We start from the raw sequence: 24,869 nt of genomic DNA on the forward strand, positions 1-24,869 counted from the left end.
ATGGCAGCGTGCGCGGCTGGCTGCGCAGAATCCCGGCGGTCCAGGGCCTCAATAAGAAGGCCCTGATCCAGTTGTTTGGGAAGCCGCATGAACCTCCGTCACAAATTGCCCTTGGCCATCGCCATGGCCTTGATCCTCACCCTCGCTGCCGGACTCTTCGGTCTTTGGACGGCCCATCAATCGCTGGGCACCTTCCAGAACGACGTGCAAGGCCACGCCGCCGCCGAGCGGGTGGCAGCGGACGTGGAGAGTCATTTCAAGGGGCAGATCCAGGAATGGAAAGACGTGCTGCTTCGCGGCTCCGATGCCGCGCTTTTTGAGAAGCACTGGGCCGGTTTCCAGGCGCACGAGAAGGCAGTGCAGGAACAGACCGCAGTGCTCAAAGGCATGCTCGCGGACCCGGACCTGCGCCAGCAGGTGGAGCAGTTCCAGGCCCAGCATCAGAAAATGGCGGCGGGCTTTCGAACCGGTCTGGACAAGTTCCAGATGGTGGGTTTTGACTCCTCCGTCGGTGACATGGCTGTCAAGGGCGTGGACCGGGAGCCGGCCCAGCAGTTGCAGCAACTGAAGACCGCGATTGCGCAGCAGAGCCGTGCCGTGGCCGACAAGGCCTATGCCTTCGGCACCCAGGCGATCTGGCTCAGCTTCAGCATGATGGTGGTGGCGGCAGTGCTGGGTGTGTTCATCGCCTGGCGCATCACCCGTGCGGTGGTCCGACCGCTGGAGCAAGCCGTCAGCGTGGCCACGGCGGTGGCGCAGGGCAACCTCGTGGAGACGATCACCACCGACCGCTCCGACGAAGTCGGTCAGCTGTTGCGCGCGCTGGCCGCGATGCAGGCGGACCTGAGTGCCTTGGTCAATGAAGTGCGTGGCAATGCCGAGCAGGTGGCATCGGCCAGTTCCGAAATCGCTGCCGGCAATGGCAACCTGGCCGAGCGCACTGAACACCAGGCGTCGGCCCTGCTCACCACCGTGACCTCCATGGAAGAGTTGGCCGGCGGCGTACGCAACAACGATGTGCATGCCCAGCAGGCCCATCAACTGGCGCAGCAAGCCAGCGAGGTCGCCACCCGCGGCGGGCAGGCGATTGCGGCGGTGATCGGCACCATGTCCAGCATCCAGGACGCGTCGCAGCGGGTGGTTCCCATCATCGAGGTCATCGACGGCATCGCCTTCCAGACCAACATCCTGGCGCTGAATGCCGCCATTGAAGCCGCGCGGGCCGGCAGCCAGGGACGCGGCTTTGCGGTGGTGGCCGGGGAGGTGCGTTCGCTGGCCCAGCGCAGTTCCAGCGCGGCCCGGGAGATTCGCGAACTGATCCTGGCCAGCACGGCGCGGGTCAGTGCGGGTGCCCAGGAAGTGGAGGGCGCCAGCGTCACCATCCGGGACGTGGAATCGTCGATCGGCCGACTCAGTGGGCTCATCCAGGCGATCAGCGCGTCCAGCGCCCAGCAAAGTGCCGAAGTGGGGCAGGTGAATGAGGCGATTCGCCGGCTCGAACATGGCACGCAGCAGAATGCGGCGATGGTGGAGGAGACCAGCGCGGCAGCGGAGAGTCTGCGCCGTCGGTCAGAGCAGTTGGTCGCATTGATGGCGAAATTCAGGACCGCCTGAACCCGCCTGAACCCGCACGAACCCGCAAGAAGGCCGCTCCCGGCCCTCCTCTGGGGCGCACCGCATAATCTCTGGCATCGTGCCGCTCGGCAACGCTTGCACCGCTCCCGCATGTCTGTGCTCCTTCGCCCCCAGTTCCGCCATCACACCTGGGAATTCCCGGTGCATCACATGCGCGGGGGCACGTCGACGGGGCTGGTGATCTGGGCGCCGATCGCCCCTGCCGAAGAGGCCCTGCGGGAAGAGCTGCTGCGACACCTGATGGGCGTGCCGCTGGCGGGCGAGCAGCCTGGGAACCGGCAGACCACCGGCCTGGGCCGCGGCTCGGCCACGAGCAATAAAGTCTTCTTTGCGGAGATGGAAGACACACCCTCCGGTCCGCGCCTGGTGAGCACGCTGGCGCAGTTGGCCGCAGAGCATGGCCGGGTCGATTGGAGCGTCAACTGCGGCAACATGTCCTCCGCCTTGCAGCTCTGGGCGCTGGATACCGAACGGATGCTGCCGTCCGGAACAGGACCGCAGACCCTCGACATCCGCAACACCAACACCGGCGTCCTGACCACCTCCCGAATGCTGATCCAGCCGGACGGAACGCTCGCCACCACCGGCATTCCCGGCGTGCTGGGCCAGCACCCCGCCGTGGACCTGTTCCTGCATGCCCCCGCCGGTGCCAAGACCGGCCGGCTGCTGCCGACGGGTCAAGCGCTGGAGGTGATCGATGGCGTGCACCTCAGCTGCGTCGATGTGGCGGTGCCGATGGTCATCATCCGCGCCAGTGATCTGGGCAAGACCGCGCAGGAACCGATGTCCGCCTTGACGGGCGACACCGTCTTCATGCAGCGTCTGCGTCAGTTGTGGGTGGCGGCCGGCCTTCGGATGGGACTGCGGCGCAAGGACGGTGGCCTCATGACCGCTGAAGACCTGGCGCTGAGCGAGACCATTCCGAAGGTCTGCATCGTGGGCCCGGCATCGGGCGAGGCGGATCTGGCGGTCCGCTACTTCACGCCGCAGACGGGGCATCCGTCGCTGGCCGTGTCCGGTGGTTGCTGCCTTGCTTCGGCGACCTTGATTCCAGGATCGGTGGCCTGGCAGCTCGCGCCGAAGACGGCCACGCCGAGCTTGAGCGAGTTTGCTGTCGACATTGAAAACCCGGCGGGCGTGTTGTCCACCACAGTGGTTGCTGCGACCGATGCCGGCGACGGCGCGATCGACGCCCACGGCACAAGCGTGAAGATTGCATCCGCCGCCTACCAGCGCAGCGCGCAGGTGTTGATGCGGGGGTTTGTGCCGCTGCCTGGCGCGTCGGAACGGCTCAAGCAGGCGTTGGCGGCTGTGGCGTCTGGAGCAGCGGCATTCTGAGGCCAGGGGCCGTGTGGCACTGGCCTCAGGACCGACCTCAGTCCTTGACGGCCGCGTTGTGCTTCTTGTTGTAGATGCGCGCGCTCTGACGATTCTCAGCATGCTGGATGTTGCGCTGCTCGCGGGCGCTGATGTGTCCATCCGCGCCGGCATGTGCTTCACGGGCATCCACATGCGCCTGGCCACGTTCCAGGGTGGCGGCTTCGCGGTTGGTCAGGCTGCCGCTGCGCACGCCCTGGTTGATGCGCTGTTCCTGCCCAATGTTGCGCTGCACATCGGCCTGGGCACGCTGCGACGAAGCCGACAGCGGATTGCCATTGACGCCGTTGGTCGTGGCGGTATGGATGTCGCGGCTGGCCTTGTTCTGCGCTTCCGTGACCTGGGCACGCTTGGCAGCGGTCATCTTGCCGTCCTTCAGGGCCTTGGCTTCCAGACGGTCCACACGCGCCTCGTCGCTTTGCAGCTTGGCATTCTCACGGGCGGTGATGGTGCCGTTGCGCAGGCCGTTTTCGATGCGCTGCTCCTGCTTGACGTCCCGCTGCGTCGTGGCGGCGGCGTTGGTTTGGGCCGATGCCGCAAAGCTGCTGCCGATGGCAGCGGTGGCGATCAGGGCAGTGACAAGAAGGTTGCGGTTCATGGAGAGGCTCCAGAGAGTGTGTCGGTGTCGATACAACGAACCGGTTCACACGGCCGATGACCGCCTCCACAAACATCACTCGCCGTTGCAATTCGTTTACCGGCCAGCAACGCGGGCCCGCTTTGCTCCGCCGCTTCGTCCGCTGCTTCGCTGCGTCAGGGGCAACGAAGCGGGTCCAGAATCAGTCCGGTCAGGGAGGCGTCGCGAAGCGCCTGGGCCGTGTCAACGCCGATCACCAGCGCCGTCCCTTTCAGCGGCACGGACCCGAACTCCAGCGAAGAACGGTACACGCCCATGGACAAAGGCCCTGCAAGGCGTTCCAGAAAACGAGGTTCGGGTACCACTTCATCGAAATACTCTCCGCAGGCGCGGCAGGGGTTGTTCCGCTTAGCCGCCGAAAAGTCCAGCACTTGCTGCGGCGACAACCACCAATAAGCGGGGTCGGCGGGCAGAGCCCGAAAGTCCTCCGGAGTGGCCCCATGGCGCAGGAGCGTGTCTCGCAGCCGTGCCGAGACCAGTGTGTAGCCATCGTAAGTCGCCGTGATGTCCCGGCGGCGCTTGTTCACGCGGAAGTGCGCTGCGACGAAGGTCTTGTCCACCTTCGCTCCGCAGGTGGCGCAAGTGGCCGGATGCGGATGACCCGGTGAGCCGAATCGCCAGTCGGTCAGGGGAGGGGGCGGCTTGAAGGTGGCGTCGCCCAGCATGTAGGAGCCATCATGATGCGCGAGCAGCTCGAAGGCCCAGGGTTGACGCGGGGGCATGGGGCGATTTCCTGACGTTTGATGGGAGCGGGGCAGCGTTCAGGCCTTGAGGGGATAGGTGAACAGCACAAAATGCAGGGCATTGACGCCGAAGTGCATCAGCACGGCCGACTCGATCCGCCGATGCCACTGATAAGCCGCGGCATAGCCCAGGCCTGCCACCGTTGCAACGACGATCATGCCGGGCCCTGCACCGGCATGCGCGGCCCCGAAGAGGAGGGCGGAGACCACGAGTGCGGTCAGCGGGCGCCCTCCCCAGCGGGGCGCCGCGATGGCATCCGCCTGCTCAGGCGGGCGGGATCCAAATGCCAGCCGGTCCTGCACCATCCAACGAAACAGCGCCTCCTCAGCGACGCAGGTCAACAGCAGATTGGTCACGAGGAACTGCAACGTCTGCGGCGGCCATTTCGGATCCCACTGGATCATGCCCAGCGCGGTCGCCAAGCCGAGTACAGCGATCGCAACGACCGCGGTTTGCAGCAGCGTGCTGCCTACCGTTCTCAGCACTGCATCGCCGCGGTGGAGTCGCGGCGCCAGGAGGGCGAGCAGGACCAGGCCGACCGACCCCTTGTCGAAGTTCAGATATTGCGTGAAGGCTCGTCCGTCTTCGGAGAACTTCACAGCGTCGATGGCCACCGGGTTCCTGAAACCCGGCACCGCATGTAGCGACAGTGCGACCGCCAGGACGAGCAGCGCTGCAAACGCCGACCAATAAAGCGCAGGGCTCGCAACGGGGGGAGCGGCCGATCCTGACGGCAAACGCGCCTGACGTCGCAGCACTTCCGCCAGCCCCACCAGCGCAACGAGCGCCGCCACGCCCGCCGGGCCGACATAGCCCTGCACCAGCGCCAGGCCGGTCGCAGCCGCATACAGCAAGCCCCACGGCGCCACATGCCACCGGGCGCCCACACGCAAAGGTGGCAGCCACACGGCCGCGATGGCCAGCATCAGCAGGACAAAAGGAGCCGGCATTGTCAGTCCGGGTTAAGCGGCCAAGCGCCCACGCCTCACGGCGGATCCCCTCAGGGCTTCAAACGGCCACCGGCGCCTTGATCGGCGCGTGATGCTGATAGTCCTGCAGCTCGAAGTCTTCGAACTCGTAGTCAAAGATCGAAGCCGGCCGGCGCTTGATGTGCATCGTGGGGTAGGGGAACGGTTCGCGGCTGAGCTGCGTCTGCACCTGCTCGAAATGGTTGGAATAGATGTGGCAGTCGCCGCCCGTCCAGATGAAGTCCCCCAGACCCAGGTCGCACTGCTGGGCCAGCATCATCGTCAGCAGGGCATAGCTGGCGATGTTGAACGGCACGCCGAGGAAGATGTCCGCACTGCGCTGGTACAGCTGGCAGGACAACTTGCCGTCCGCCACATAGAACTGGAAGAAGGCGTGGCAGGGCATCAGCGCCATCTTGTCCAGGTCCGCGACGTTCCAGGCGCTGACGATGATGCGCCGTGAATCGGGGTTGCTCTTGAGCTGCTGCACCACCTGGCTGATCTGGTCGATGTGGCCACCATCGGGCGTCGGCCAGTTGCGCCACTGCACGCCATAGACCGGACCCAGGTCGCCGTCGTCGCGCGCCCATTCGTCCCAGATGGTGCAGCCGCGTTCCTGCAGCCACTTCACATTGGAGTCGCCGCGCAGGAACCACAGCAGTTCCAGGATGATGGACTTCAGGTGCACCTTCTTGGTGGTGACCAGCGGGAAGCCCTCGCTGAGGTCAAACCGCATCTGATGCCCGAAGACACTACGGGTGCCCGTGCCGGTGCGGTCGCCCTTGGCCACGCCATGCTCGAACACATGGCGCATGAAATCTTCGTATTGGTGGCGGACGGGGCGTGTCATGGGCTGCTCGGTGGGCCTTGTAGGGAGGCCTTTTAAGGCCTTGAGGGGGCGGTCAAAGGCGCATTTTAGTGGGGCGTCCGCCTGCGACACCTCTTCAATGATTGAACTGCAACGCCGCCAGCCGCGCATACAGCCCGCCTTGCGCCACCAGTTCCGCATGCCGGCCTTGCTCCACGATACGGCCCTGGTCCATCACGATGATGCGATCCGCCCGCTGCACCGTTGCCAGCCGGTGGGCAATGACCAGCGTGGTTCGATCCCGCATGGCTTCGTCCAGGGCCTGCTGCACCAGCCGCTCGCTTTCGGCGTCCAGGGCGCTGGTGGCCTCGTCCAGCAGCAGCAGCGGGGCGTTTTGCAGCATCGCCCGGGCGATGGCAATGCGCTGGCGCTGTCCGCCGGACAGCCGCACGCCGCGCTCGCCCAGGAAGCTGTCATAGCCCTGCGGCAATTGCTCGATGAACTCGTGGGCATGGGCCGCCTGGGCCGCGGCCACCACCTCTTCACGACTGGCGTCCGGGCGGCCATAGCGAATGTTGTCCAGGGCCGTGGCCGAGAAGATGACGCTCTGCTGCGGCACCAGCGCCATGCGTGCACGCAGGTCGGCCAGGCGCACGCGGTCCACGCGCAGGCCGTCGACCAGGATGTCCCCGTCCTGCACGTCGTAGAAGCGCTGCAGCAACTGCAGCACGGTGCTCTTGCCGGCGCCGCTGGGGCCGACCAGGGCCACGGTTTCCCCGGGCGCGATGTCCAGGTCGAACGCATTCAGCGCCGCGCGATCCGGACGCGACGGATAGTGGAACCGCACCTGGCGGAACTGCACGTGGGCCGGGCCTTCCACCGGGGTCATCGCCAGCGGCGCGGCGGGGTCAGCCACCGGTGAGCGCGCGGCCAGCAGTTCCATCAACCGTTCGGTCGCGCCGGCGGCCCGCAGCAGGTCGCCCCACACTTCCGCCAGCACCGCCACCGACGACACCAGCAAGATCACATAGACCACCGTCTGCCCCAGGTGACCCGCCGTGATGTGCCCGGCCATCACCGCCTGCGTGCCTTGGTACAGCCCCCACAGCAGCGCCCCAAAGGTCGCGGTGATGATGAAGGCCACCAGCAGCGACCGGACCTTGGTGCGCTTGCGGGCGGTGTCGAACGCCGCCTCGCTGGCAACGCCGAAGCGCCGGGCTTCCCGGTCCTCCTGCGCATGGGACTGCACCACGGAAATCGCGTTGAGCATCTCGGCGGCGATGGCGCTCGTGTCGGCCACCCGGTCCTGGCTGGCCCGCGACAGGCGTCGCACCCGGCGTCCGAAGAACATCGCCGGCAGCACCACCAGCACCAGAATGCCCATCACCTGGCTCATCACCCAGGGGTTGGTGGCGATCAGCAAACCGACCGCGCCCAGGCCCATGATCATGTTGCGCAGGCCCATCGACAGGCTGGAGCCGACGATGTTCTGGATGACGGTGGTGTCCGTGGTGATCCGGCTGATGACTTCCCCGGTCTGCGTGGTTTCGAAGAACTCGGGGCTTTGCCGCAGCACGTGGGCGTACACCGCACTGCGCAGGTCCGCGCTGACCCGCTCTCCGAGCCAGGTGACGGCATAGAACCGAAGGGCCGAGAAAACGCCCAATGCGGCGCCCACGGCGAAGAGACCCAGGAAGTGCTCCCGCAGCGCCATCATCCGGTCGCCCGGGTCGGCGGAGATCAGGCCCTGGTCGATCAATTGGCGCAGGGCGAGCGGAAAGATGAGGGTGGCCACCGCCGCCAGGATCAGGAACAGCACCGCTGCAGCGATCCGGCCTTTGTAGGGACGAAGAAAGGGCCAGAGCGCCGGCCACATGGCGCGCAGGGGCGGGCTGGCTGCAGGGGCGGCGGCCGAACCAGCCGCCGAAGTCGGGGCTGCATTGGGGGCCGAAGTGGAAGCGTTGGCAGGGTGCGCGGACATCGAAACAGTGTAGGGGCAGGTCTGTGACGCATCGCACGGTCCGGTCAAAGCAGGGAATACCCCTGCGAAATCCAGGCCTTTGGCGACAACTACATGGCAAGGCAAATACTGCCTAGGCAATAATTGCGCACCGACAGCCACTGAGTCAATGCCGTGAGCCCCCGCCCGCCAACGCCTGAGTTCTATACCGCCGACAGTTTCACCAAGGAACCGAGCATCGGCTGGCTGCTGCGCCAGATCAAGCAGTCCATGATCTGCCAGGCCGACAAGCTGCTCGGCGCCCATGACCTGACCCATGCCCAATGGGCGCCGATGCTGCGCCTGCGTTTCCACGGGCCGATGTCCAGCGCCGCTCTGGCGCGGGAGTTGGCCATGGACGGCGGCGCCATGACGCGGCTCCTGGACCGGCTGGAAGCCAAGAACCTGGTGCAGCGCGAGCGCTCGACCGAAGACCGCCGCGTGGTGATGGTGTCGCTCACCGACCATGGCCAGAACGCCATGGCCCGTGCACCGGCGGTGCTGTCCCAGGTGTCCAACGAGCATCTGGCGGGCTTCACCCACGAGGAATTCCGCACCTTGATCGGCCTGCTGCAGCGCGTCGTGGCCAATGGTCAGGCCATCCGGGACGGGGGCAATGCCTCTGATTCATCGTCGCTGTCCTGCAGCACGGAGGACGACAGCTGAAGCCCCACAGGTCCGCCGCAGCCGCCTCCTGATCCCCAAGAACAACACCCACACTGCCTCTCATAGAGAACAACAACATGATGTCGAGGACTCTCTCCATGACGCCCCGTTCCCTCCACCGAACCACCCTGGCGCTGGCCATGGGCGCCGCCTTGCTGCTCGTGCTCGCCGCCTGCGCGCCCATCCCCAAGCTGGAACAACCCGGCCAGACGCTGGACGGCGACATCGCCGCCCGCCAGCTCGGTCTCACGAACGGTTCCGGCCAGGCGGTGGACCAGCAGTGGTGGAAGCAGTTCGGGGATGCGCAGCTGGATGCGCTGGTGGACCAGGCCATGGCCCAGTCGCCGTCGCTGGCCCTGGCGCGTGCCCGGATTGCCCGCGCCGCCGCCATGACCGAAAACGCTGAAGCGAACGAGCGTCCGAATGCGGCGCTGGATGCCAGCGTCACCCGCCAGCGGATCACTGAAAACGGCATCTACCCCGTGCCGCTGGCCGGCAGCATCCGCACCTTTGGCAATGTCCAGGCCGGGCTCAGCTATGAATGGGACTTCTTCGGCCGCCATGAAGCGGAGCTCAAGGCCGCCCTGGGCCAGAAGCGCGCCGCCGAAGCGGACGCCGCCGCGGCCCGCCTGAGCGTGGCCAACGCCATCACCAAGGCCTATGTGGCCCTGGCGCGCAGCCAGGCCCAGAGCCGCTTGCTGCAGGAGCAGGTCGCCCTGCGCCAACAGGGCTTCGAGCTGGTGCGCCAGCGCTCCGAGGCTGGCCTGGACAACACCCAGGAGCTGCGCCAGGCCGAAGCGCCGCTGCCGGACCTTCAGCGCCAGCAACTGGTGCTGCAGGAACAGCAGACGCTGCTGCGCAACCAGATCGCTGCACTCACCGGCCAGGGGCCGTCCGGCACCGCCACCCTGCAGGCCACGCTGCCCCGCTCGCTGGACTGGCAACAGGCCCCAAGCCTGGACCTGCTCGGACGTCGTCCCGACCTGGCCGCCGCCCGTGCCCGGGTGGAAGCCAGCGCGCAGGACGTGCGGGCGGCGCGCACCCGGTTCTATCCCAGCGTGTCGCTGAGCGCCTTTGTCGGCCTGAATGCCATCGGGCTGGATGAGCTGTTCAAGTCCGGCAGCCGCCAATGGGGCGGTGGCCCGGCGCTGAGCCTGCCGCTGTTCGATGCCGGCCATCTGCGGGCCAACCTGCGCGGCAGTGCTGCCGAGCAGGACGCCGCCATCGCCAGCTACAACGCCGCCGTGCTGGATGCCGTTCGCGACGCCAGCGACCAGTTCGCCAGCCTGCAGTCGCTGCGCCAGCAGCAGACCGCGCAGGACGCCCTGGTGGCCAACGCCGACAGCCAGTACAGCCTGGCTCAGCAGCGTTTCCAGGCCGGACTGGTCAACCGCTTGGCGGTGATCAATGCCCAGCAATCGCGCGTCACCCAGCAGCGCGGTCAATTGGATCTGCAGGCGCAGACGGTGGATGCCCAGATCAACCTGATCCGCGCCCTGGGCGGCGGGTATGCCGACCCGGCCACCCAGCCCTCCGCATCCGCCAGCACCTCGCCGGCCCCCCAGACATCCGCTTCTCGCAGCTGAACCCCATCAGCGGCCGACCGCCCGTGTGAGCCGGTCGCCGCCGTAAGCAACATCCAAGAACAGGTCAGAACATCATCATGAGCGCCACGCCCGACAACAACCCGTCCAAGACTCCCGCCGCGAATGGCAACGCTAACGGCAACGCCAACGGCAATGGCAACGGCAAGGCCAATGGCCAGCGCAAGAAGGGCCTGGCCCTGATCGCAGCGGCCGTGATCATCGCCGGCATCGGCTACGGCGGTTACCAGTGGCTGGTCAGCAGCCGTTATGAAGAAACCGACAACGCCTACGTGCAGGCCAATGTCGTGCAGATCACGCCGCTGGTGGGCGGCACGGTGCGCGCCGTCTATGCCGACGACACCGACTATGTGAAGGCCGGCCAGAAGCTGGTCAGCCTGGACCCGGCCGATGCTCGCGTCGCGCTGGAACAGGCCCAGGCCCAACTGGCCCAGACGGTGCGTGAAGTGCGCACCCTGTTTGCCAACAACAGCAGCCTGGCCGCGCAGGTGCAGGTGCGTCAGGCGGAGCAGCAACGCGCCCAGTCCGAAATGGCCCGCCTGCAGGCCGACCTGGCCCGCCGCCAGCCGCTGCTGGCCACCGGCGCGGTGAGCAAGGAAGAGCTGGACCACACCCAGGCCCAGCTGACCGCCGCTCGCGCCGCCTACACCGCCGCCCAGTCGGCCATGCTCGCGGCCCAGGAACAGCTGCAGTCCAACCAGGCGCTGACCGATGGCGTGGATGTGGAACAGCATCCCAACGTGCAACGCGCCGCCGCCCGTTTCCGCGAGGCCTTCCTGGCCTACCAGCGTGCAGACCTGGTGGCGCCGGTGGACGGCTGGGTCGCCCGCCGCTCGGTGCAACTGGGCCAGCGCGTGGCCGCCGGCAGCCCGCTGATGGCGGTGGTGGGCCTGCAGCAGGTCTGGGTGGATGCCAACTTCAAGGAAAGCCAGCTGGCCAAGCTGCGCATCGGCCAGGCAGTGACGCTGGAAGCCGACGTCTACGGCAAGAAGACCGAATACCACGGCACCGTGCAGGGCCTGGGCGCGGGCACCGGCGCAGCTTTTGCGCTGCTGCCGGCCCAGAACGCCACCGGCAACTGGATCAAGGTGGTACAGCGGGTGCCGGTGCGCATTGCACTGGATCCGAAGGAAGTGGCGGAGCATCCGCTGCGCGTGGGCCTGTCGATGGACGTGCAGGTCGACATCCGCAACCAGGACGGCAAGACGCTGTCGCAGGGCCAGCGTCAGGCGCCGGCACTGACCACCAACATCTTCGACGCCCAGGAACGCGCCGCCGATGAGCAGGTGAACCAGATCATTGCCGCCAACCTTGGCAAAAAGGCCGGCAAGTCGGGCAAGACGTCCGGCGCAGCCCCTGCCGCCAAGACGACCGCTCAGCGTGCGGCTGCCCACGGCGCACAGGCCTGATCCTCGGACGGCAGGCCAGGGCAGGGCGACTGCGTCGCTGTCCCGTCCCGCCACCAGAGAAAAAGCGAAACAAGATGAGTAATGTCGCTTCGGCCGCATCGGGGCCTTCGGGCCCGACGGCCCCGCCGCCCCCCGCGGCCGCACCCGTGCCTCCGGCAGGTCCGCAGCCGCTGAGCGGTTCCGCCCTGGTGCTGGGCACCGTGTCGCTGTCCCTGGCGACCTTCATGAACGTGCTGGACTCGTCCATCGCCAACGTGTCCCTCCCGGCCATTGCCGGTGACCTGGGCGTCAGTGCGACGCAGGGCACCTGGGTGATCACGAGCTTTGGCGTGGCCAATGCGATCTCCGTGCCGCTCACCGGCTGGCTGACCCAGCGCTTCGGCGCGGTGCGGCTGTTCACCACCAGCGTGCTGCTGTTCGTGCTGGCCTCCTGGCTGTGCGGCTTCGCCCACTCGCTGGAGATGCTGGTGGCGGCCCGGGTGCTGCAGGGCCTGGTGGCCGGTCCGATGATCCCGTTGTCGCAGACGCTGCTGCTGGCCAGTTATCCCAAGCACAAGGCGGGCACGGCGCTCGCGTTATGGGGCATGACCACGCTGGTCGCGCCGGTGGTCGGGCCGCTGCTGGGCGGCTGGATCACCGACAACATGACCTGGCCCTGGATCTTCTACATCAACGTCCCGGTGGGCCTGTTTGCCGCGGGCCTGACCTGGAGCATCTACCGCACCCGCGAAACCCCGACCAAGAAGCTGCCGATCGACAGCGTGGGCCTGGCCCTGCTGGTGCTGTGGGTCGGTGCGTTGCAGATCATGCTGGACAAGGGCAAGGAGCTGGACTGGTTCGAGTCCGGGCAGATCCAGATCCTGGCCGTGCTGGCCGTGGTCGGGTTCGCCGTCTTCGTGGTGTGGGAGCTGACGGCGGAACACCCGGTGGTGGACCTGCGGCTCTTCGGACGGCGCAACTTCCTGTTTGGGGCCTCGGTGCTGTCGGTGGCCTATGGCCTGTTCTTCGGCAACGTGGTGCTCCTGCCGCTGTGGCTGCAGCAGTTCATGGGCTACACCGCCACGGCGGCCGGCTTTGCGCTGGCGCCGGTGGGGGTGCTGGCCATCCTGCTGTCGCCGGTGGTGGGGCGCAAGGTGTCGGTCTGGGATCCGCGCCTGATGGCCAGCTTCGCCTTCGTGATGTTCTTCATCGTGCTGCTCATGCGCTCGATGTTCACCACCGACACGAGCCTGGGCATCATCATGGTGCCGACGGTGCTGCAGGGCGCGGCGCTGGCCTTCTTCTTCATCCCGCTGACCACGCTCACGCTGTCGGGCATCACGCCGGACCGGATCGCGGCGGCGGCCGGCCTGTCCAACTTCGTGCGGATCACCGCGGGTGCGATGGGCACGTCCATCTCCACCACGCTGTGGGAGAACCGGGCGACGCTGCATCACACCCATCTGGTCGAGCACATCGGCCTGGGGGATCCGGTGGCGGGGCAGTCGCTGAGCACGCTGCAAAGCGCCGGCATGAGTTATGACCAGGCCCTGGCCTATCTCAACCGGCTGGTCGACCAGCAGGCCTTCACCCGGGCCGCGGACGACATCTTCCTGGCCTCGGCGGTGCTGTTCGTCGGCTTGATCGCCTTCGTATGGCTCACCAAGCGGCCGCCGAAGATGGCCGGTCCGGTGGACGCGGGCGGGGCGCACTGACACCCCGCTGGGTCCGCAGGCCCTGAGGGGCCCAGCGCTCGCAGTCAACGCCGGTCGGCCGCCAGGTCGTCCGGCGTTTTTGCTGCGCGGTGGGTCTTTCGCCCCTTAAGATCGGCGCTTTCCGACACGCCCTCCGCCCCGGATCGCGTGCGGTTCGATGACCGCCTGCCCAGGCATTCTTGAGGGACAGCGATGGCCGGGGACCCTTCCATGCCGACCGACGGGCTCAGCCCGCTCGACCCGCCCACCCCCGAAGTCGGTGAGAGCGAGGTGGCCCGCCTGATGCGGGGCGATCCGATGCAGTTCGCGCGGCTGTTCCAGCAGGCGCCGTCCTTCATGGCGCTGCACAGCGGTCCGGACCATGTCTTCACCATGGCCAATCCGGCTTATCTGAATCTGGTGGGTCAGCGTCCGCTGCTGGGGCGTGCGGCGCGGGACGCGCTGCCCGAGGCCCGTGAGCAAGGCTATCTGGACATCCTGGACCAGGTCTACCGCCTCGGCCGGCCGCATGCCGGCACCGAGGTGACCTACCGGATCGAAGCGCCGGGAACGTCGCCCCGCTGGGTGACGGTGGACTTTGTCTGCCAGCCGCTGCTGGACGAAGCCGGGCAGGTGACCGGCGTGTTCGTGCTGGGCTCGGACGTCACGGCCCGCGCGCAGGCGCAGGACAAGCTGGCGGCCAAGGAAGAGCAGCTCCGTCAGGCCACTGAAGGCGGCGGCGTGGGCGTCTGGGACGTGGACCTGGCCAGCGGCATGATCTACTGGACCACCCGCACCCGTGAGCTCTTCGGCATCTTCAGCGACCGGCCGGTGTCCCTGCGCGATTTTTACGAAGGCCTGCATCCGGCCGACTTCAAGGCCACGTCCGAGGCTTTCGCCGCCGTGACCGTGCCCGGCGGTGCCAAGCTCTACAACGTGGAGTACCGGACGGTGGGCAAGGAGGACGGGCACGTCCGCTGGGTGGCCGCCCGCGGTGTGCCGGTGATGGATGCCCATGGGCAGATCAAGCGGGTGGTGGGCTCGGTGATCGACATCACCCAGCGCAAGCATGACGAGCAGCGCATCCGCGACCTCAACGATGCGCTGGAGCAGAAGCTGTCGCTGTACCTGGCCGAGCGCCGGCTGTTCGGCGACCTGGTGGAGGGCACCGATGCGATGGTGCAGGTGTCCGACCATCACTACAACTTCATGGCCATCAACCATGCCTCGGCCAGCGAGTTCGAGCGCATCTTCGGGGTGCGCCCCAAGGTCGGCGACAACATGCTGGTCCTGCTGAAGGACTTTCCGGAGCAGCAGCGCTGGGTGGAGACCCTCTGGCGCCGTGCCCTCTCCGGGGAGGAATTCACCGAGGTGCGGGAGTTCGGGCGGGAAGGGCGCAGCCGTCACTACGAGATGCATTTCCGGTCGCTGCACCGGGATGGCCGCCGCATCGGCGCCTATCAGTTCGTCTATGACGTGACCGAGCGCATCGAGAAGGAAGAGCGCCTGGCCCGCACCGAAGCCGCGCTGGCGCAGGCGCAGAAGATGGAGGCCATCGGCCAGTTGGTCGGTGGCATTGCCCATGACTTCAACAACCTGCTGCAGGCCATCCGCGGCAACTTCGACATCATCGCGCGGCGGGCCTCGGACGCCGAGCTGGTGGCCCGCTGTGCCGAGAAGGGGCAGTCGATCTCCGAGCGCGCGTCCAAGCTGACCTCGCAGTTGCTGGCGTTCTCACGCGAACACAGTTTTGATCTTAAACCCGTCAGCCTGCGCCGGCTGCTGCAGGACCTGGAGCCGCTGTTCCGCACCACGCTGGGGGCCCGCATCGACTATCGCCGCGAGGCGCAGTCGCTGGACGTGTGTGTGCTGGCGGATGCGGTGCAGCTGGAAATGGCGCTGCTCAACCTGGTCATCAATGCGCGGGACGCGATGAGCGACGGCGGCCGCCTGGTGCTGGCGGTGGAGGAGGACGGCAACAGCGTGCTGATCCGGGTGACCGACGACGGCGCCGGCATGACGCCGGACGTGCTGGCACGCTGCTTCGATCCGTTCTTCACCACCAAGGCCGTGGGCAAGGGCAGCGGCCTGGGGCTGAGCCAGGTCTACGGCATGTGCAAGCGGGTGGACGGCTCGGTGGATGTGCAGAGTGCGCCGGGCCAGGGCACCACCGTGACGCTGCGACTGCGCCGGGCCCAGCCGGATCCGTCCGCCTGTGATGCCGAGCGTCCGAATCCGCAAGGGGATGCGCGCCGCCATCATGTCCTGGTGGTGGATGACGACGCCGATGTGCGGGACTTCCTCACCGATGCGGTCCGCGCGCTCGGGCACGACGTGGTGGCTGCCGCCGACGGCCGGGAAGCCCTGCGCGTGCTGGGCACGGAACGGGTGGACCTGCTGCTGGCGGATTTCTCCATGCCGCAGATGGACGGCGCCGAGCTGGCCCGCCATGCGCTGGCGCTGCGGCCCGACCTGAAAGTGGTGTTTGCCAGCGGCCATCCGGACGCGGATGCCTTCCATGCGGCGACCGGCCGCGAGGCCGTGGTGCTGCGCAAGCCGTTCGACATCGAGACCCTGCGGCGCACGCTCAACGGCCAGTTCGGCGCTGCGCCGGAGAGCCTCAGCCCGGCATCGGCAGATCCACCAGGTACGTGATCAGGTCGTCCAGCTCGCTGGACTTGTCGAACACCCGGTCGGCGCCCAGCTCCCGGCAGCGGGTGCGCATGTCCGCCGTGGCGTAGTTGCTCAGGATGATGATCTTGGCTTCCGGCTGCAGCTTGCGGGCCTTGGGCAGCAGGGACAGGCCGGTGCCGCGCTTGAGGAAGATGTCGATGATCAGCACATCGCAGGGCACGGCCTCGTCGAGCAGCCAGCGCAGGGCGCCCGCTTCATCCTCCGCCTGGCCGACCACCTGCAGATTCACCATCTCCTGCAGAGTGGCCACCAGGTTTTCGCGGATGAGCGGGCTGTCTTCCACCAGGAAGCAGCTGAGGGGGCCAGGCGTTGCGTGGGTCGGAAGCGTCACGGACATGGGGGCGATTATCACGAACCGGCGCCCTGCTTGGCGCGCCGTGCGAAGGCCGCGTTGCATTCAGACAGCGCTGCCTTGGTCTGATCATCCGGTTCTTCCCCCAGGTCCGCCAGCGGCAGCAGGGCGGCCAGCGGCGTCACGGCCACGCCCAGCACGGCGGCCGGCAGCACGCGGCGCAGGAGCGGCGCCTTTTCCAGGCTGATGTCCGGGTCGGACAGGGTGCCTTCCACCTTCAGCGGTGTGCGAAGCGTGAGCGGGCTCGCATCCTTGGGCTCCACCTTCGCGCGGAGCTTCATCCGTTCGGTCGCCAGCGAGACGTCGCCTTCCACCCGCACCAGGGAGTCGCGGGTGTCCACGATCATCGGCTGCGGCGTCACCCGGCCGTCCTTCACCGTCAGGTCGGCAATGCCGCATTGGACCGGCAGGTCCTTGTCGCCGCGGATCAGCACGCCCACGGCCTGGGCCAGGTCGATGCCGGCGGCTTCCACGATCAGGTGCGACACACTGCCCTGGGTCCAATACAAGACGATGCGGCCGTCCGCGGTGGCGAGCAGGTCTGCGGTGGAGCGGCCTTCACCGTCCAGGTTGATGCGACCGCCCATCAGGCCGGTCACGTACGGCGGCTTGTTGCCCGGACGCTCCACCTGCAGCCATTGCTCCAGATGCACCCCCGCCACCCGCAGGCGCACCTGCCAGCGGGCGGTGGGTTGCCGGCCGTCCAGGGTGATGCTGCCGGCAAACTGGCCCTTGGCCACGCGCGCGTCGATGTCGCGGATCTGCAGCACACCATCCGCCAGCACGATGTGGCCTCGCAGCGGCCGCGCGGCCTGCAGGACGGCGGTGCCGGATTCGAAACGGTCCAGATTGACCGTCACGTCGGCATCCATGGCCCGCAGGGAGGGGAGGTCGAACTGGCGGTCCGGCAACACCCGGTTGGGGCGGGTGGACGGACGCGCCTTGGGCTCGGTGGGCAGACCGATGGAGGGGCCCAGGTCGGCCATCCACAGCTCGCTGCCCCGCAGCTCCCCGGTCAACTTGGATTTCTGGTTGCGCGGTGCATTGAATTCAAAGTGGCCGTTCAGCTTGCTCTTGCCGATGGTGGCCGTCTGCACCACGGTGGACCACAGGGTACCCGAACGACGCAGCGTGCCCTTCATTGCAAACGGCGGGGTGGTGGGCAGCGTGACGCCCAGCGGTTCACCGACTGCGGCCAGCGACGGACCCGAGAGCTGATAACGCCCAGCGAGCCCCTGGCTACCCAGCAGGTCCCGCACTTCGCCGTCAAAGGAGAGCTTGGCGCGGCCGATGTCCCCACGCAGCGTCACCGCCACGGCCGGGGCATTGGGGTCTGACGAGAGCCAGGGCAGGGCCGAGCTGGTGCGCAGCGCGGCCTTCACCGGCATGTCGTGGAAATGGCCCTCGGCCGTGGCGATCACGCCCAGGCGGCGCTCGCCGGCGGTTGGGGTGCGTGAATCGCGACCGGCTGCTGGGCCACTGGCGGTGGAGGCGGCGCCATTGGGGGCAGTTGGCACGGGCTGGCCGGATGCCGCGGCCGTGTTGCGAGCCGCTGCGGTGGACCTGCTTGCGGACGTGTTTGCGGGCGGGGAGGTGGACGTGGAGGTGGACGCGAGGAGCGGCGATGACGCGGCCCTTCGGGCGGAGTCGCCAAACTGGATATCGGCGCGGTCCAACAGATGCTCGTCGGCCGGAGGCAGCTCCCAGGCTTCCCGCAGCGCGAATTTCACCAGCAGTGACAGTTGCTGGATCTTGTCGTCGACCGTGGCCGACCCCTGGCGCACCTCCAGCAGGTCGAAGCGGATGCCGTCCATCTTCGGCCGCTCGCGCACCTGCGTGCTGCTGTCCGGCTGCGGACCGAACTGCCAACTGGCACGGCCCTCCACATCGCGCGCCAGACGCAGGGCGAGATCGCCCGCCTGCAGGCTCTTGACGCGCAGCGGATCGCCGTGGCGCAGGTCCAGCAGGTCGCTGTAGCGCAGGGACAGGCTGGCATCGCGGGCCACCACCATCGGGCCCATCGTGCTCCAGCTCGGACCGGCGATGGTCAGGCTGTCCGTCTGAAGACGCAGCCCGCCGATGAAGCGCAGCGTCCAGCGGGTTTCGCCCGATCCGTCGAAACTCACCATGCGGTCCAGCTTCTGACTCAGCCAGTTCTCCAATGGACGGCGCAGGAATGGCCAGCCCATCCATTCACACACGGCCACGCCGCCGACCAGCAGTGCGATCACCACCGCCGCGCCCTTGAGCCAGGGGTAACGGCGACGCGGCGATGCAGGAGCGGGCGAGGGAGATGGCGGCGGAGTCGTTGCGCCCGTGGGCGTTGGCGGGATTGTTGTCATTGTGTTCACCACCAATGTTCAAGCAGGCTGTAGAAATATTCCTTGCCACGCTGCAGCACCGGTCGGTGCTGCCAGGCGGTCAGGTCGATGTGGTGAGAGGCGTCGCGGTCTTTTTCGAACATGCGGGTCATGGCGGTGCCGAAGTCTTCCCCCAGCACCACCGCATTGACTTCGTTGTTGTGCACGAAGCTGCGCCAGTCCATGTTGCTGGAGCCGACGGTGGAGACCACGCCATCGATCACCGCGGTCTTGGCATGCAGCACGGCGTCCTTGAGCTCGTGGATCTTCACCCCGGCCTTAAGCAGCCGCTCATAGTGGCTCCTGCCTGCATGCATCACCGGCGAGAAATCGCTCTGCGAGGGGAGGATGAGCTGAACGTCCACGCCACGCCGGGCGGCATCGCTCAAGGCATCCACCATGTCCTGACCCGGTGCGAAGTAGGCCATGGTCAGGTAGACGCTTTTTTGCGCGGCGCGGATGCTGCCCAGCAGCAGGGTGTAGATGCGGTTTTCCTTGTCCTGCGGCGTGCTGGGGATGATGCGCATCAGCTGCTGGCCGGCCACGCCTTCCGGCGGCGGCAGTGGCTGCAGGGCGCCGCCGCAGGCCTGGTGTTGCCAGGTCTGCAGGACCAGGCCGTGCAATGCCTGGACGGCTGGGCCGCGCACCTGGATCATGGTGTCGCGCCAGCCGCGATCTTTGGCCTTGCTGTCGTCCTGTCCGTCCTTGGACGGTTTCTGGCGACCCTTGCTGCCCCCGAAGGAGCCAGAGCCCGACGAGTACACCGCACTGATGTTGATGCCGCCGGTGAAACCCACTGCGTTGTCCACCACCAAAATCTTGCGATGGTCGCGCTTGGTGATGTCCTGGTAGCGGCGGCTCTTGAGTGGGTTGACCGGATTGAAGGCGCAGACGGCCACGCCGGACTGTCGCATCCGGTCGAAGTAGGCGTCCTGCGTGGACAGCGAGCCGATGGCGTCGTAGATGACCGCCACCTGCACCCCTTGCTGCTGGCGCTGGACCAAGAGGTCGGCCAGACGCTGGGCCACGGCCGCGTCCTCGATGATGTAGCTCTCCAGCAGGATTTGCTTTTTGGCCTGGCTGATGGCGGCGAACATGGCCTCGAAAGTGGCCGGGCCGTCAATCAGCAGCCGGGTATCGTTGTTGGCGTAGAGGTCCACGTCGCCGAACGAGGCCATCGCAGCCAGCTGGCGCTTGAGCAGATCCGCGCTGCCCTGCGCCGCCGCGTTGCGGATGACCTGTTCCCGTCGCTGCGGACCCAGCGTGCCCTGGGCGCCCACCACCTCCACCGCGCTGGCCACCTTCGCCATGGCGGGGGTGGAGGCGGGCGGGGGCGGCAGCGGGCCCTGCACCGGGGGGGCGGGTGTCGCGCAGGCGGACAAAGCGACCGCCGTCAGCAGACTGACCAGCACCGCGGCCGAACGCCCGACCGCGAACCCCGGCCACCCGCTCCATCGGGAGCCCCGCTGGGAGGCGGTGGGCACATCGCTGGCGGCGGGCAGGCAGGGCACGAACATGGGAGGCTCAGTCCTTGAGCATGTCGAGCAGCTCGTCGGCGTGCTCTTCCTCGTCCGCCAGCACTTCTTCAAGGATGCGACGGGTGGTCGGGTCCTTGTCGCCGATCAGGTTGATCATCTGGCGATAGCTCTCCACCGCCACACGCTCAGCCACCAGGTTGGCGCGAACCATGGCCTTGAGGTCGTCCGAATCGTCGTACTCGGCGTGGCTGCGCTTGGTCAGCGAATCCGGATTGAAGTCGGGCTCGCCGCCCAACTGCACGATGCGCTCGGCCAGCTTGTCGGCGTGGGCGCTTTCCTCGTTGGCATGCTCGAGGAACTCCTCGGCGATGCTCGGCGACGACAGGCCATGGGCGGTGAAGTAGTGGCGCTTGTAGCGCAGCACGCACACCAGCTCGGTGGCCAGTGCGTCGTTCAGCAGCTTCACGATCTGGTCACGCCAGGGTCCGTAGCTGGGGGTGACGGCGCCGTCGTCCAGGTGCTTGCGGGCCCGGTCGAGGGCCGCTTCGTCGAGTTGCATCGTGGTGTTGTCTGTGTTCTGTTCCATTGGCTGGCTCCAGGTTGGGAGTGGCTGAAAGCGGTGACGGGCGTTGGGGAGATGCCCCGCCGGCGCGAGCCGGATCGCCGGTCACCGGGGGTTATTTGCGGATGGCGTTGACGCCGGTGATGCCCAGCACCAGGAGCACCAGGAAGATGACCAGGAAGATGCCGAACAGAATCTTGGCAATACCCGCTGCACCTGCAGCGATACCGGTAAAGCCGAGCACGCCTGCCACCAGGGAGATGACGGCAAAGATCAGGGCCCACTTCAACATGATGATGTCCTTTCACTTCGAAACCGCGTCGCGGCACTCGAAGTCACTGTAGGGATGCGGCGTTCGTGAAGGGATCAGCGAGGCCCACGTCCGTCTGTAGGACAGGACGCCGCCGGCTGCAAATGCGTGGGCAGCTGGTCCGCGTCTGTCTGCGGCCTTGCCCCGTTGCAGCGATGCGTTGCCGGATATGTCCTACATCCGGCGACGGCGCGGTACGACAGACGGGGGTGGGACCGGTCGGTACGCTTCAGTCATCCAAGGTCCTCGTGACCGTCCAAGACCCGCCTTCCCTGATGTGAAGGCATCAGACCGGCCCCTGGGGGACCGGCGCAAGGAGAAGACATGAAGCTGCTGACGAACACGTCCACGACTGCGCTGGTGACCGCTGGTGCGGTGCTGTCCGCGGTGATGATGGTGGCCACCACGGCCTTCGCTGCCACCGGCGGGGCGCAGGCCTCGGTCGATGCCACCTACAACAAGGAGCGCGCCGCCTGCCTGGCCGGCCGTACCGGCCAGGACCAGAAAACCTGCCTGAAGGAAGCGGCTGCCGCACGGGAAGAAGCCCGTCGAGGCCACCTCAAGACGGCCAGTGAGGAAGAGCTGGCCAACAACGCCTTGCTGCGGTGCCAGCGCGTGGCCGAGGAAGACCGGCAGGACTGCCGCGACATGGTGCTGGGTCAAGGGACCGAGGACGGCAGCGTGCAGAGTGGCGGCATCTTGAAGCGCATCGACCGGATGGTGGAAGAGAACCCGACCGCCGCCGGTCCGGCTGCGTCGGCACCGCCGGCTCCTCCTGCACCGCCGGCCCCGCCGGTGGCCCCCGACCAGAAGCCGCAGCGCCCCAAGGCCCCGCCGCATCCGCTGCCGCCGGCCAGTGCTTCGGCCCGTTGATCTTCATCCCACGTCGAGGAGACTCTGATGTTCAAACGCATTGTTCCGCTGGCCCTGGCCGGTTATGCCCTGTGGCAATGGCAGAAGTCGCGCAGCCGCGAGCAGCATTCCGCGGTGGGTAAGAAACCCGAGGAAGTGACGACCTGGGAAGGTGAGGGCGGCGCCCTGCATCAGACCGGCGCCCAGCTCGGACCGGAGCCGACGCACAGCAAAGCCATCGTGGAAGATCCGCGTGGCGGCCCAGCAGCGGCTGCGGCGGGACTGCACTGAGTCCGCAGCGCTGACCCTCAACCGCTGACCCTCACCGTTTGCGCCGAGCCCAGGCGCGGGCGTGACAGGTCAGAAACGCCCAACGAAAAATGGCCACCTTGCGGTGGCCATTTTGCTTGCGGGCTGCAGGAGAGCTTTAGCCGCCCGTGCCTTGCTGCGGCTCGCGCAAGAAGATTTCCACGCGGCGGTTGCGGGCGCGGTTTTCAGCGGTGTCGTTGGAGACCAGCGGCTCACGCGAGCCGCGTCCGGCGACTTCGATCCGATGGCCGGGCACGCCACGATCGATCAGGTAGTTGCGAACACTCTCCGCCCGGCGCAGCGACAGCGGATCGTTGATGGCGTCGCTGCCGGTGTTGTCAGTGTGGCCAATGATGCGCACCACCGTGGCTGGGCCGCTTCCCAGGCCATTGGCAAAGCCGTCCAGCACGGGGCGCAGGCGCGGCTCCACCGCAGCACTGTTGGTGGCGAAGGAGATGTCGCTGGGCACGTCCAGCTTCAGCTGGTTGTCCGCGGTGCGAGTCACCTCGACACCGGTGCCTTGGGTCGCCTGTTCCATGGCCTGGCGCTTTTCTTCCATGCGCCGAGACCAGATGTTGCCGGCCACCGCGCCGAGCGCGCCGCCCACCAGGGCGCCCGTGCCCGCCTTGCCGCCGGTGGCGGAGCTGAGCACAGCGCCCGCAGCCGCACCGATGGCCGCACCACCGGCGGTGCCGCGTTGGCGTTCATCCATGTTGGCGCAGCCCGCCAGCAGGGCCAGCAGCACAGCGGCGCATGCGGCGCCTTGGGTTCGCCGGGATGGGTGTGTGAATCGCATGTTGGGATCTCCTTGTCTGTTCGATGAGGCGCCGCCAGGGGCGGTGATGCCTCGGGGCCGAGTATCTCCGCTCGGGCCCGCTCAGGGGCAAGAACCGGTCCTGGCGCAGCGGCGCGGTGCGGGATGCGGCTTTCAATGGGGTTCCAGTGCGGTAGACCGTGCATGACCCGGCGCGGCAATACCGTGCGGGATCCAGAGCGGCTCAGAGCGTCTGGACCAGTTCCCTGTAGCGGTTGAACACGCGAGAGCGGCGCTCCACGCCGAACATGACACCCTGAGCGGCCAGCTCGCCCCGGTAGAGGGACAGTTGTTTGGACACGCGGGCGACCGCATCCTGTCGCCGGACGTGCTGGGCTGCGATCAGCCATTGCGTCAGCCATCCGGCCAGTACCGGGCGGGGAAGGCTGGCGAGCACCTGGGCGAGATCCTGCGCCATCGCAACCTCCCGCGGCGCGTGCAGCGCCTGCAGACGCAGCAGACGGGCCACCAGCGCGGGGTCGGTGTCCGCCACCATGGACAGCGCCTCCGGCCCGGCACCGTCGGCCATCATCTGATGGAGCACGCCCAGCACACGGCCGCTGCAGCCCGGCAGGGCCGGCACTTGGGTGACGATGGGGCGCTGGACGGCATAACCCTGGAACAGCTGGGCGCCCAGCGCGGCCAGTTCTTCGATCTGCTCCGGCGTCTCGACCTTCTCGGCCACCACGGTCAGGCCGGCGGCGCGGGCCAGCGAGATGATGCGGGGGATTTCGTCCGGCAGCGTGGCGCGGACATCGATCTTGATGCTCTCCACGTATTCAGCCAGCACCCAGCGCGGGTCGTCCGTCGACTCCACATCGTCCAGCGAGAAGCGATAGCCGCGTTGATGCAGGGCTTGCACCCGTTTCTGCACGGTGTCGGTGGGCGTGATGGTTTCGAGCAGTTCGATGACGCCCAGATCGGGGGTCATCACCTCCGCCATCGGGCTGAGCAGGAAGCGCTCGTCCATGTTGACATAGAGGGTGCCGACGGAAGGCGCCAGCGGGTGCACCGTCAGCAATTGGCCGTCGACCAGGGCATGACTGAGGGCCGAGGCGGTGGCGTAGGCGCCCAGGGAGGGGTGGACCGGCGCATCCGCACTGTTCCACCGGAAAAGGAGCTCATGGCCGGTGACATGGCCCTGCGCGGTGACGATGGGCTGCACCGCAAACCGGAGGTGGGAGGTGGCGTGCTCGACGTCCGCCGAGGGGGGGCGGGCCGCCGGCGTTGCCTGGTGCTGCACCGCGGGTGCCTTCAGCGCAACGGGCACCGCTGTGCCAGTGCCCAGGTGCCCAGCGCGCAGGGCGCTGGTGGGCCGTTCGCGACGGTCCCAAGGCCGCAGGATGGAGGGATGCGTCCCCGTCCAGAGGGAGGTCGGCAACGGCTGACCGGGTCGAGAGAAATCGTCCTTCCACATGATGCTGCCTTGCTGGTTTGTACTGATCCTCATGCTAGGGATCAGTGCCGCCGGGCTGAATAACCCATGGAGGTCGGCCCCTTCACTCGACTAGCAAATGTTTGCAGTCCTTGACCCCGCGCTTGGCGGTCGGCAACCCAAAAAGCAAAAGCCCCGGCCTGTTGTGCAGGTCGGGGCGGGGAGGGGGCCAGGCCGGTCCGC

21 protein-coding genes are annotated in these 24,869 nt (G+C 67.4%); 9 read left to right on the forward strand and 12 right to left on the reverse strand.

All coding sequences use genetic code 11. The features are described 5' to 3' along the window. Positions 1-87 precede the first annotated feature (87 nt). Both DES44_RS11625 and DES44_RS11630 read left to right on the forward strand, forming a co-directional pair. A complete protein-coding gene (locus tag DES44_RS11625; RefSeq protein ID WP_058935082.1) occupies positions 88-1,614 on the forward strand; it encodes a methyl-accepting chemotaxis protein in 1,527 nt (508 codons plus the stop codon). 111 nt (positions 1,615-1,725) lie between these two features. Then, the gene (locus DES44_RS11630; RefSeq protein ID WP_058935083.1) at positions 1,726-2,973 is read left to right on the forward strand and encodes a PrpF domain-containing protein; all 1,248 of its coding nucleotides are present in this window, start codon (positions 1,726-1,728) and stop codon (positions 2,971-2,973) included. Positions 2,974-3,010: 37 nt separating this feature from the next. On the opposite strand, the gene DES44_RS11635 is transcribed toward DES44_RS11630, so the two are convergent. The 5 genes from DES44_RS11635 to DES44_RS11655 form a co-directional block, all read right to left on the reverse strand. Next, on the reverse strand, positions 3,011-3,610 hold the full coding sequence (locus tag DES44_RS11635; RefSeq protein WP_058935084.1) for a hypothetical protein: 600 nt from the start codon (positions 3,608-3,610) through the stop codon (positions 3,011-3,013). A 155-nt stretch (positions 3,611-3,765) separates the two neighbouring features. Continuing rightward, on the reverse strand, positions 3,766-4,371 hold the full coding sequence (locus DES44_RS11640; protein WP_058935085.1) for a hypothetical protein: 606 nt from the start codon (positions 4,369-4,371) through the stop codon (positions 3,766-3,768). 39 nt (positions 4,372-4,410) lie between these two features. Then, positions 4,411-5,319: a CPBP family intramembrane glutamic endopeptidase gene (locus tag DES44_RS11645; protein WP_232309997.1), complete on the reverse strand. Its 909-nt coding sequence runs from the start codon at positions 5,317-5,319 to the stop codon at positions 4,411-4,413. A gap of 82 nt (positions 5,320-5,401) precedes the next feature. Further along, a complete protein-coding gene (locus tag DES44_RS11650) occupies positions 5,402-6,211 on the reverse strand; it encodes a thymidylate synthase (RefSeq protein ID WP_083525567.1) in 810 nt (269 codons plus the stop codon). A gap of 94 nt (positions 6,212-6,305) precedes the next feature. Then, a complete protein-coding gene (locus DES44_RS11655; RefSeq protein WP_232310032.1) occupies positions 6,306-8,045 on the reverse strand; it encodes an ABC transporter transmembrane domain-containing protein in 1,740 nt (579 codons plus the stop codon). 258 nt (positions 8,046-8,303) lie between these two features. On the opposite strand from DES44_RS11655, the gene DES44_RS11660 reads away from it, so the two are divergent. From DES44_RS11660 to DES44_RS11680, 5 genes are all read left to right on the forward strand, one after another. Beyond that, on the forward strand, positions 8,304-8,834 hold the full coding sequence (locus DES44_RS11660; protein WP_058935089.1) for a MarR family winged helix-turn-helix transcriptional regulator: 531 nt from the start codon (positions 8,304-8,306) through the stop codon (positions 8,832-8,834). Between the two features lie 98 nt (positions 8,835-8,932). Beyond that, on the forward strand, positions 8,933-10,420 hold the full coding sequence (locus tag DES44_RS11665; protein WP_058935090.1) for an efflux transporter outer membrane subunit: 1,488 nt from the start codon (positions 8,933-8,935) through the stop codon (positions 10,418-10,420). A gap of 77 nt (positions 10,421-10,497) precedes the next feature. Then, on the forward strand, positions 10,498-11,847 hold the full coding sequence (locus tag DES44_RS11670) for an HlyD family secretion protein (RefSeq protein WP_083525568.1): 1,350 nt from the start codon (positions 10,498-10,500) through the stop codon (positions 11,845-11,847). A 74-nt stretch (positions 11,848-11,921) separates the two neighbouring features. Continuing rightward, positions 11,922-13,541, forward strand: a complete 1,620-nt coding sequence (locus DES44_RS11675) for a DHA2 family efflux MFS transporter permease subunit (RefSeq protein ID WP_058935091.1) — start codon at positions 11,922-11,924, stop codon at positions 13,539-13,541. 210 nt (positions 13,542-13,751) lie between these two features. Beyond that, positions 13,752-16,175, forward strand: coding sequence for a PAS domain-containing protein (locus tag DES44_RS11680; RefSeq protein WP_170156657.1), 2,424 nt, complete (start codon positions 13,752-13,754; stop codon positions 16,173-16,175). Here DES44_RS11680 and DES44_RS11685 read toward each other — a convergent pair. From DES44_RS11685 to DES44_RS11705, 5 genes are all read right to left on the reverse strand, one after another. Beyond that, on the reverse strand, positions 16,141-16,551 hold the full coding sequence (locus tag DES44_RS11685) for a response regulator (RefSeq protein ID WP_058935093.1): 411 nt from the start codon (positions 16,549-16,551) through the stop codon (positions 16,141-16,143). The two genes, DES44_RS11680 and DES44_RS11685, sit on opposite strands and share 35 nt — an antisense overlap. 11 nt (positions 16,552-16,562) lie before the next feature. Then, the gene (locus tag DES44_RS11690; RefSeq protein WP_116001518.1) at positions 16,563-18,908 is read right to left on the reverse strand and encodes an AsmA family protein; all 2,346 of its coding nucleotides are present in this window, start codon (positions 18,906-18,908) and stop codon (positions 16,563-16,565) included. 5 nt (positions 18,909-18,913) lie between these two features. Continuing rightward, entirely contained in the window at positions 18,914-20,443 is a 1,530-nt protein-coding gene (locus DES44_RS11695) for a phospholipase D-like domain-containing protein (protein WP_058935095.1), read from the reverse strand. Between the two features lie 7 nt (positions 20,444-20,450). After that, entirely contained in the window at positions 20,451-20,990 is a 540-nt protein-coding gene (locus tag DES44_RS11700) for a ferritin-like domain-containing protein (protein WP_058935096.1), read from the reverse strand. Between the two features lie 91 nt (positions 20,991-21,081). Then, positions 21,082-21,258 carry a DUF1328 family protein gene (locus DES44_RS11705; RefSeq protein WP_083525569.1) on the reverse strand — a complete coding sequence of 59 codons (177 nt, stop codon included), beginning with the start codon at positions 21,256-21,258 and terminating at the stop codon, positions 21,082-21,084. A gap of 342 nt (positions 21,259-21,600) precedes the next feature. Here DES44_RS11705 and DES44_RS25835 point away from each other — a divergent pair, with 342 nt between their 5' ends. After that, positions 21,601-22,149, forward strand: coding sequence for a hypothetical protein (locus DES44_RS25835; RefSeq protein ID WP_058935097.1), 549 nt, complete (start codon positions 21,601-21,603; stop codon positions 22,147-22,149). Between the two features lie 27 nt (positions 22,150-22,176). Then, positions 22,177-22,419, forward strand: coding sequence for a hypothetical protein (locus DES44_RS11715; RefSeq protein WP_058935098.1), 243 nt, complete (start codon positions 22,177-22,179; stop codon positions 22,417-22,419). 136 nt (positions 22,420-22,555) lie between these two features. Here DES44_RS11715 and DES44_RS11720 read toward each other — a convergent pair whose 3' ends face one another. Both DES44_RS11720 and DES44_RS11725 read right to left on the reverse strand, forming a co-directional pair. Further along, a complete protein-coding gene (locus DES44_RS11720; protein WP_058935099.1) occupies positions 22,556-23,233 on the reverse strand; it encodes a YiaD family glycine zipper/OmpA-like lipoprotein in 678 nt (225 codons plus the stop codon). 202 nt (positions 23,234-23,435) lie between these two features. Continuing rightward, entirely contained in the window at positions 23,436-24,701 is a 1,266-nt protein-coding gene (locus DES44_RS11725; protein WP_083525570.1) for an EAL and HDOD domain-containing protein, read from the reverse strand. Positions 24,702-24,869 lie beyond the last annotated feature (168 nt).

It is taken from the genome of Roseateles depolymerans (assembly GCF_003387155.1).
Lineage (GTDB): Bacteria > Pseudomonadota > Gammaproteobacteria > Burkholderiales > Burkholderiaceae_C > Roseateles > Roseateles depolymerans.

Excerpts from the sequence above, each read along its gene's own strand:
- DES44_RS11625 (WP_058935082.1), top strand. The coding sequence starts at position 88 with ATGAACCTCCGTCACAAATTGCCCTTGGCCATCGCCATGGCCTTGATC.
- DES44_RS11630 (WP_058935083.1), top strand. The coding sequence starts at position 1,726 with ATGTCTGTGCTCCTTCGCCCCCAGTTCCGCCATCACACCTGGGAATTC.
- DES44_RS11635 (WP_058935084.1), bottom strand. The coding sequence starts at position 3,610 with ATGAACCGCAACCTTCTTGTCACTGCCCTGATCGCCACCGCTGCCATC.
- DES44_RS11640 (WP_058935085.1), bottom strand. The coding sequence starts at position 4,371 with ATGCCCCCGCGTCAACCCTGGGCCTTCGAGCTGCTCGCGCATCATGAT.
- DES44_RS11645 (WP_232309997.1), bottom strand. The coding sequence starts at position 5,319 with ATGCTGGCCATCGCGGCCGTGTGGCTGCCACCTTTGCGTGTGGGCGCC.
- DES44_RS11650 (WP_083525567.1), bottom strand. The coding sequence starts at position 6,211 with ATGACACGCCCCGTCCGCCACCAATACGAAGATTTCATGCGCCATGTG.
- DES44_RS11655 (WP_232310032.1), bottom strand. The coding sequence starts at position 8,045 with ATGTGGCCGGCGCTCTGGCCCTTTCTTCGTCCCTACAAAGGCCGGATC.
- DES44_RS11665 (WP_058935090.1), top strand. The coding sequence starts at position 8,933 with ATGACGCCCCGTTCCCTCCACCGAACCACCCTGGCGCTGGCCATGGGC.
- DES44_RS11670 (WP_083525568.1), top strand. The coding sequence starts at position 10,498 with ATGAGCGCCACGCCCGACAACAACCCGTCCAAGACTCCCGCCGCGAAT.
- DES44_RS11675 (WP_058935091.1), top strand. The coding sequence starts at position 11,922 with ATGAGTAATGTCGCTTCGGCCGCATCGGGGCCTTCGGGCCCGACGGCC.
- DES44_RS11680 (WP_170156657.1), top strand. The coding sequence starts at position 13,752 with ATGCCGACCGACGGGCTCAGCCCGCTCGACCCGCCCACCCCCGAAGTC.
- DES44_RS11685 (WP_058935093.1), bottom strand. The coding sequence starts at position 16,551 with ATGTCCGTGACGCTTCCGACCCACGCAACGCCTGGCCCCCTCAGCTGC.
- DES44_RS11690 (WP_116001518.1), bottom strand. The coding sequence starts at position 18,908 with ATGACAACAATCCCGCCAACGCCCACGGGCGCAACGACTCCGCCGCCA.
- DES44_RS11695 (WP_058935095.1), bottom strand. The coding sequence starts at position 20,443 with ATGTTCGTGCCCTGCCTGCCCGCCGCCAGCGATGTGCCCACCGCCTCC.
- DES44_RS11700 (WP_058935096.1), bottom strand. The coding sequence starts at position 20,990 with ATGGAACAGAACACAGACAACACCACGATGCAACTCGACGAAGCGGCC.
- DES44_RS11705 (WP_083525569.1), bottom strand. The coding sequence starts at position 21,258 with ATGTTGAAGTGGGCCCTGATCTTTGCCGTCATCTCCCTGGTGGCAGGC.
- DES44_RS25835 (WP_058935097.1), top strand. The coding sequence starts at position 21,601 with ATGAAGCTGCTGACGAACACGTCCACGACTGCGCTGGTGACCGCTGGT.
- DES44_RS11715 (WP_058935098.1), top strand. The coding sequence starts at position 22,177 with ATGTTCAAACGCATTGTTCCGCTGGCCCTGGCCGGTTATGCCCTGTGG.
- DES44_RS11720 (WP_058935099.1), bottom strand. The coding sequence starts at position 23,233 with ATGCGATTCACACACCCATCCCGGCGAACCCAAGGCGCCGCATGCGCC.
- DES44_RS11725 (WP_083525570.1), bottom strand. The coding sequence starts at position 24,701 with ATGAGGATCAGTACAAACCAGCAAGGCAGCATCATGTGGAAGGACGAT.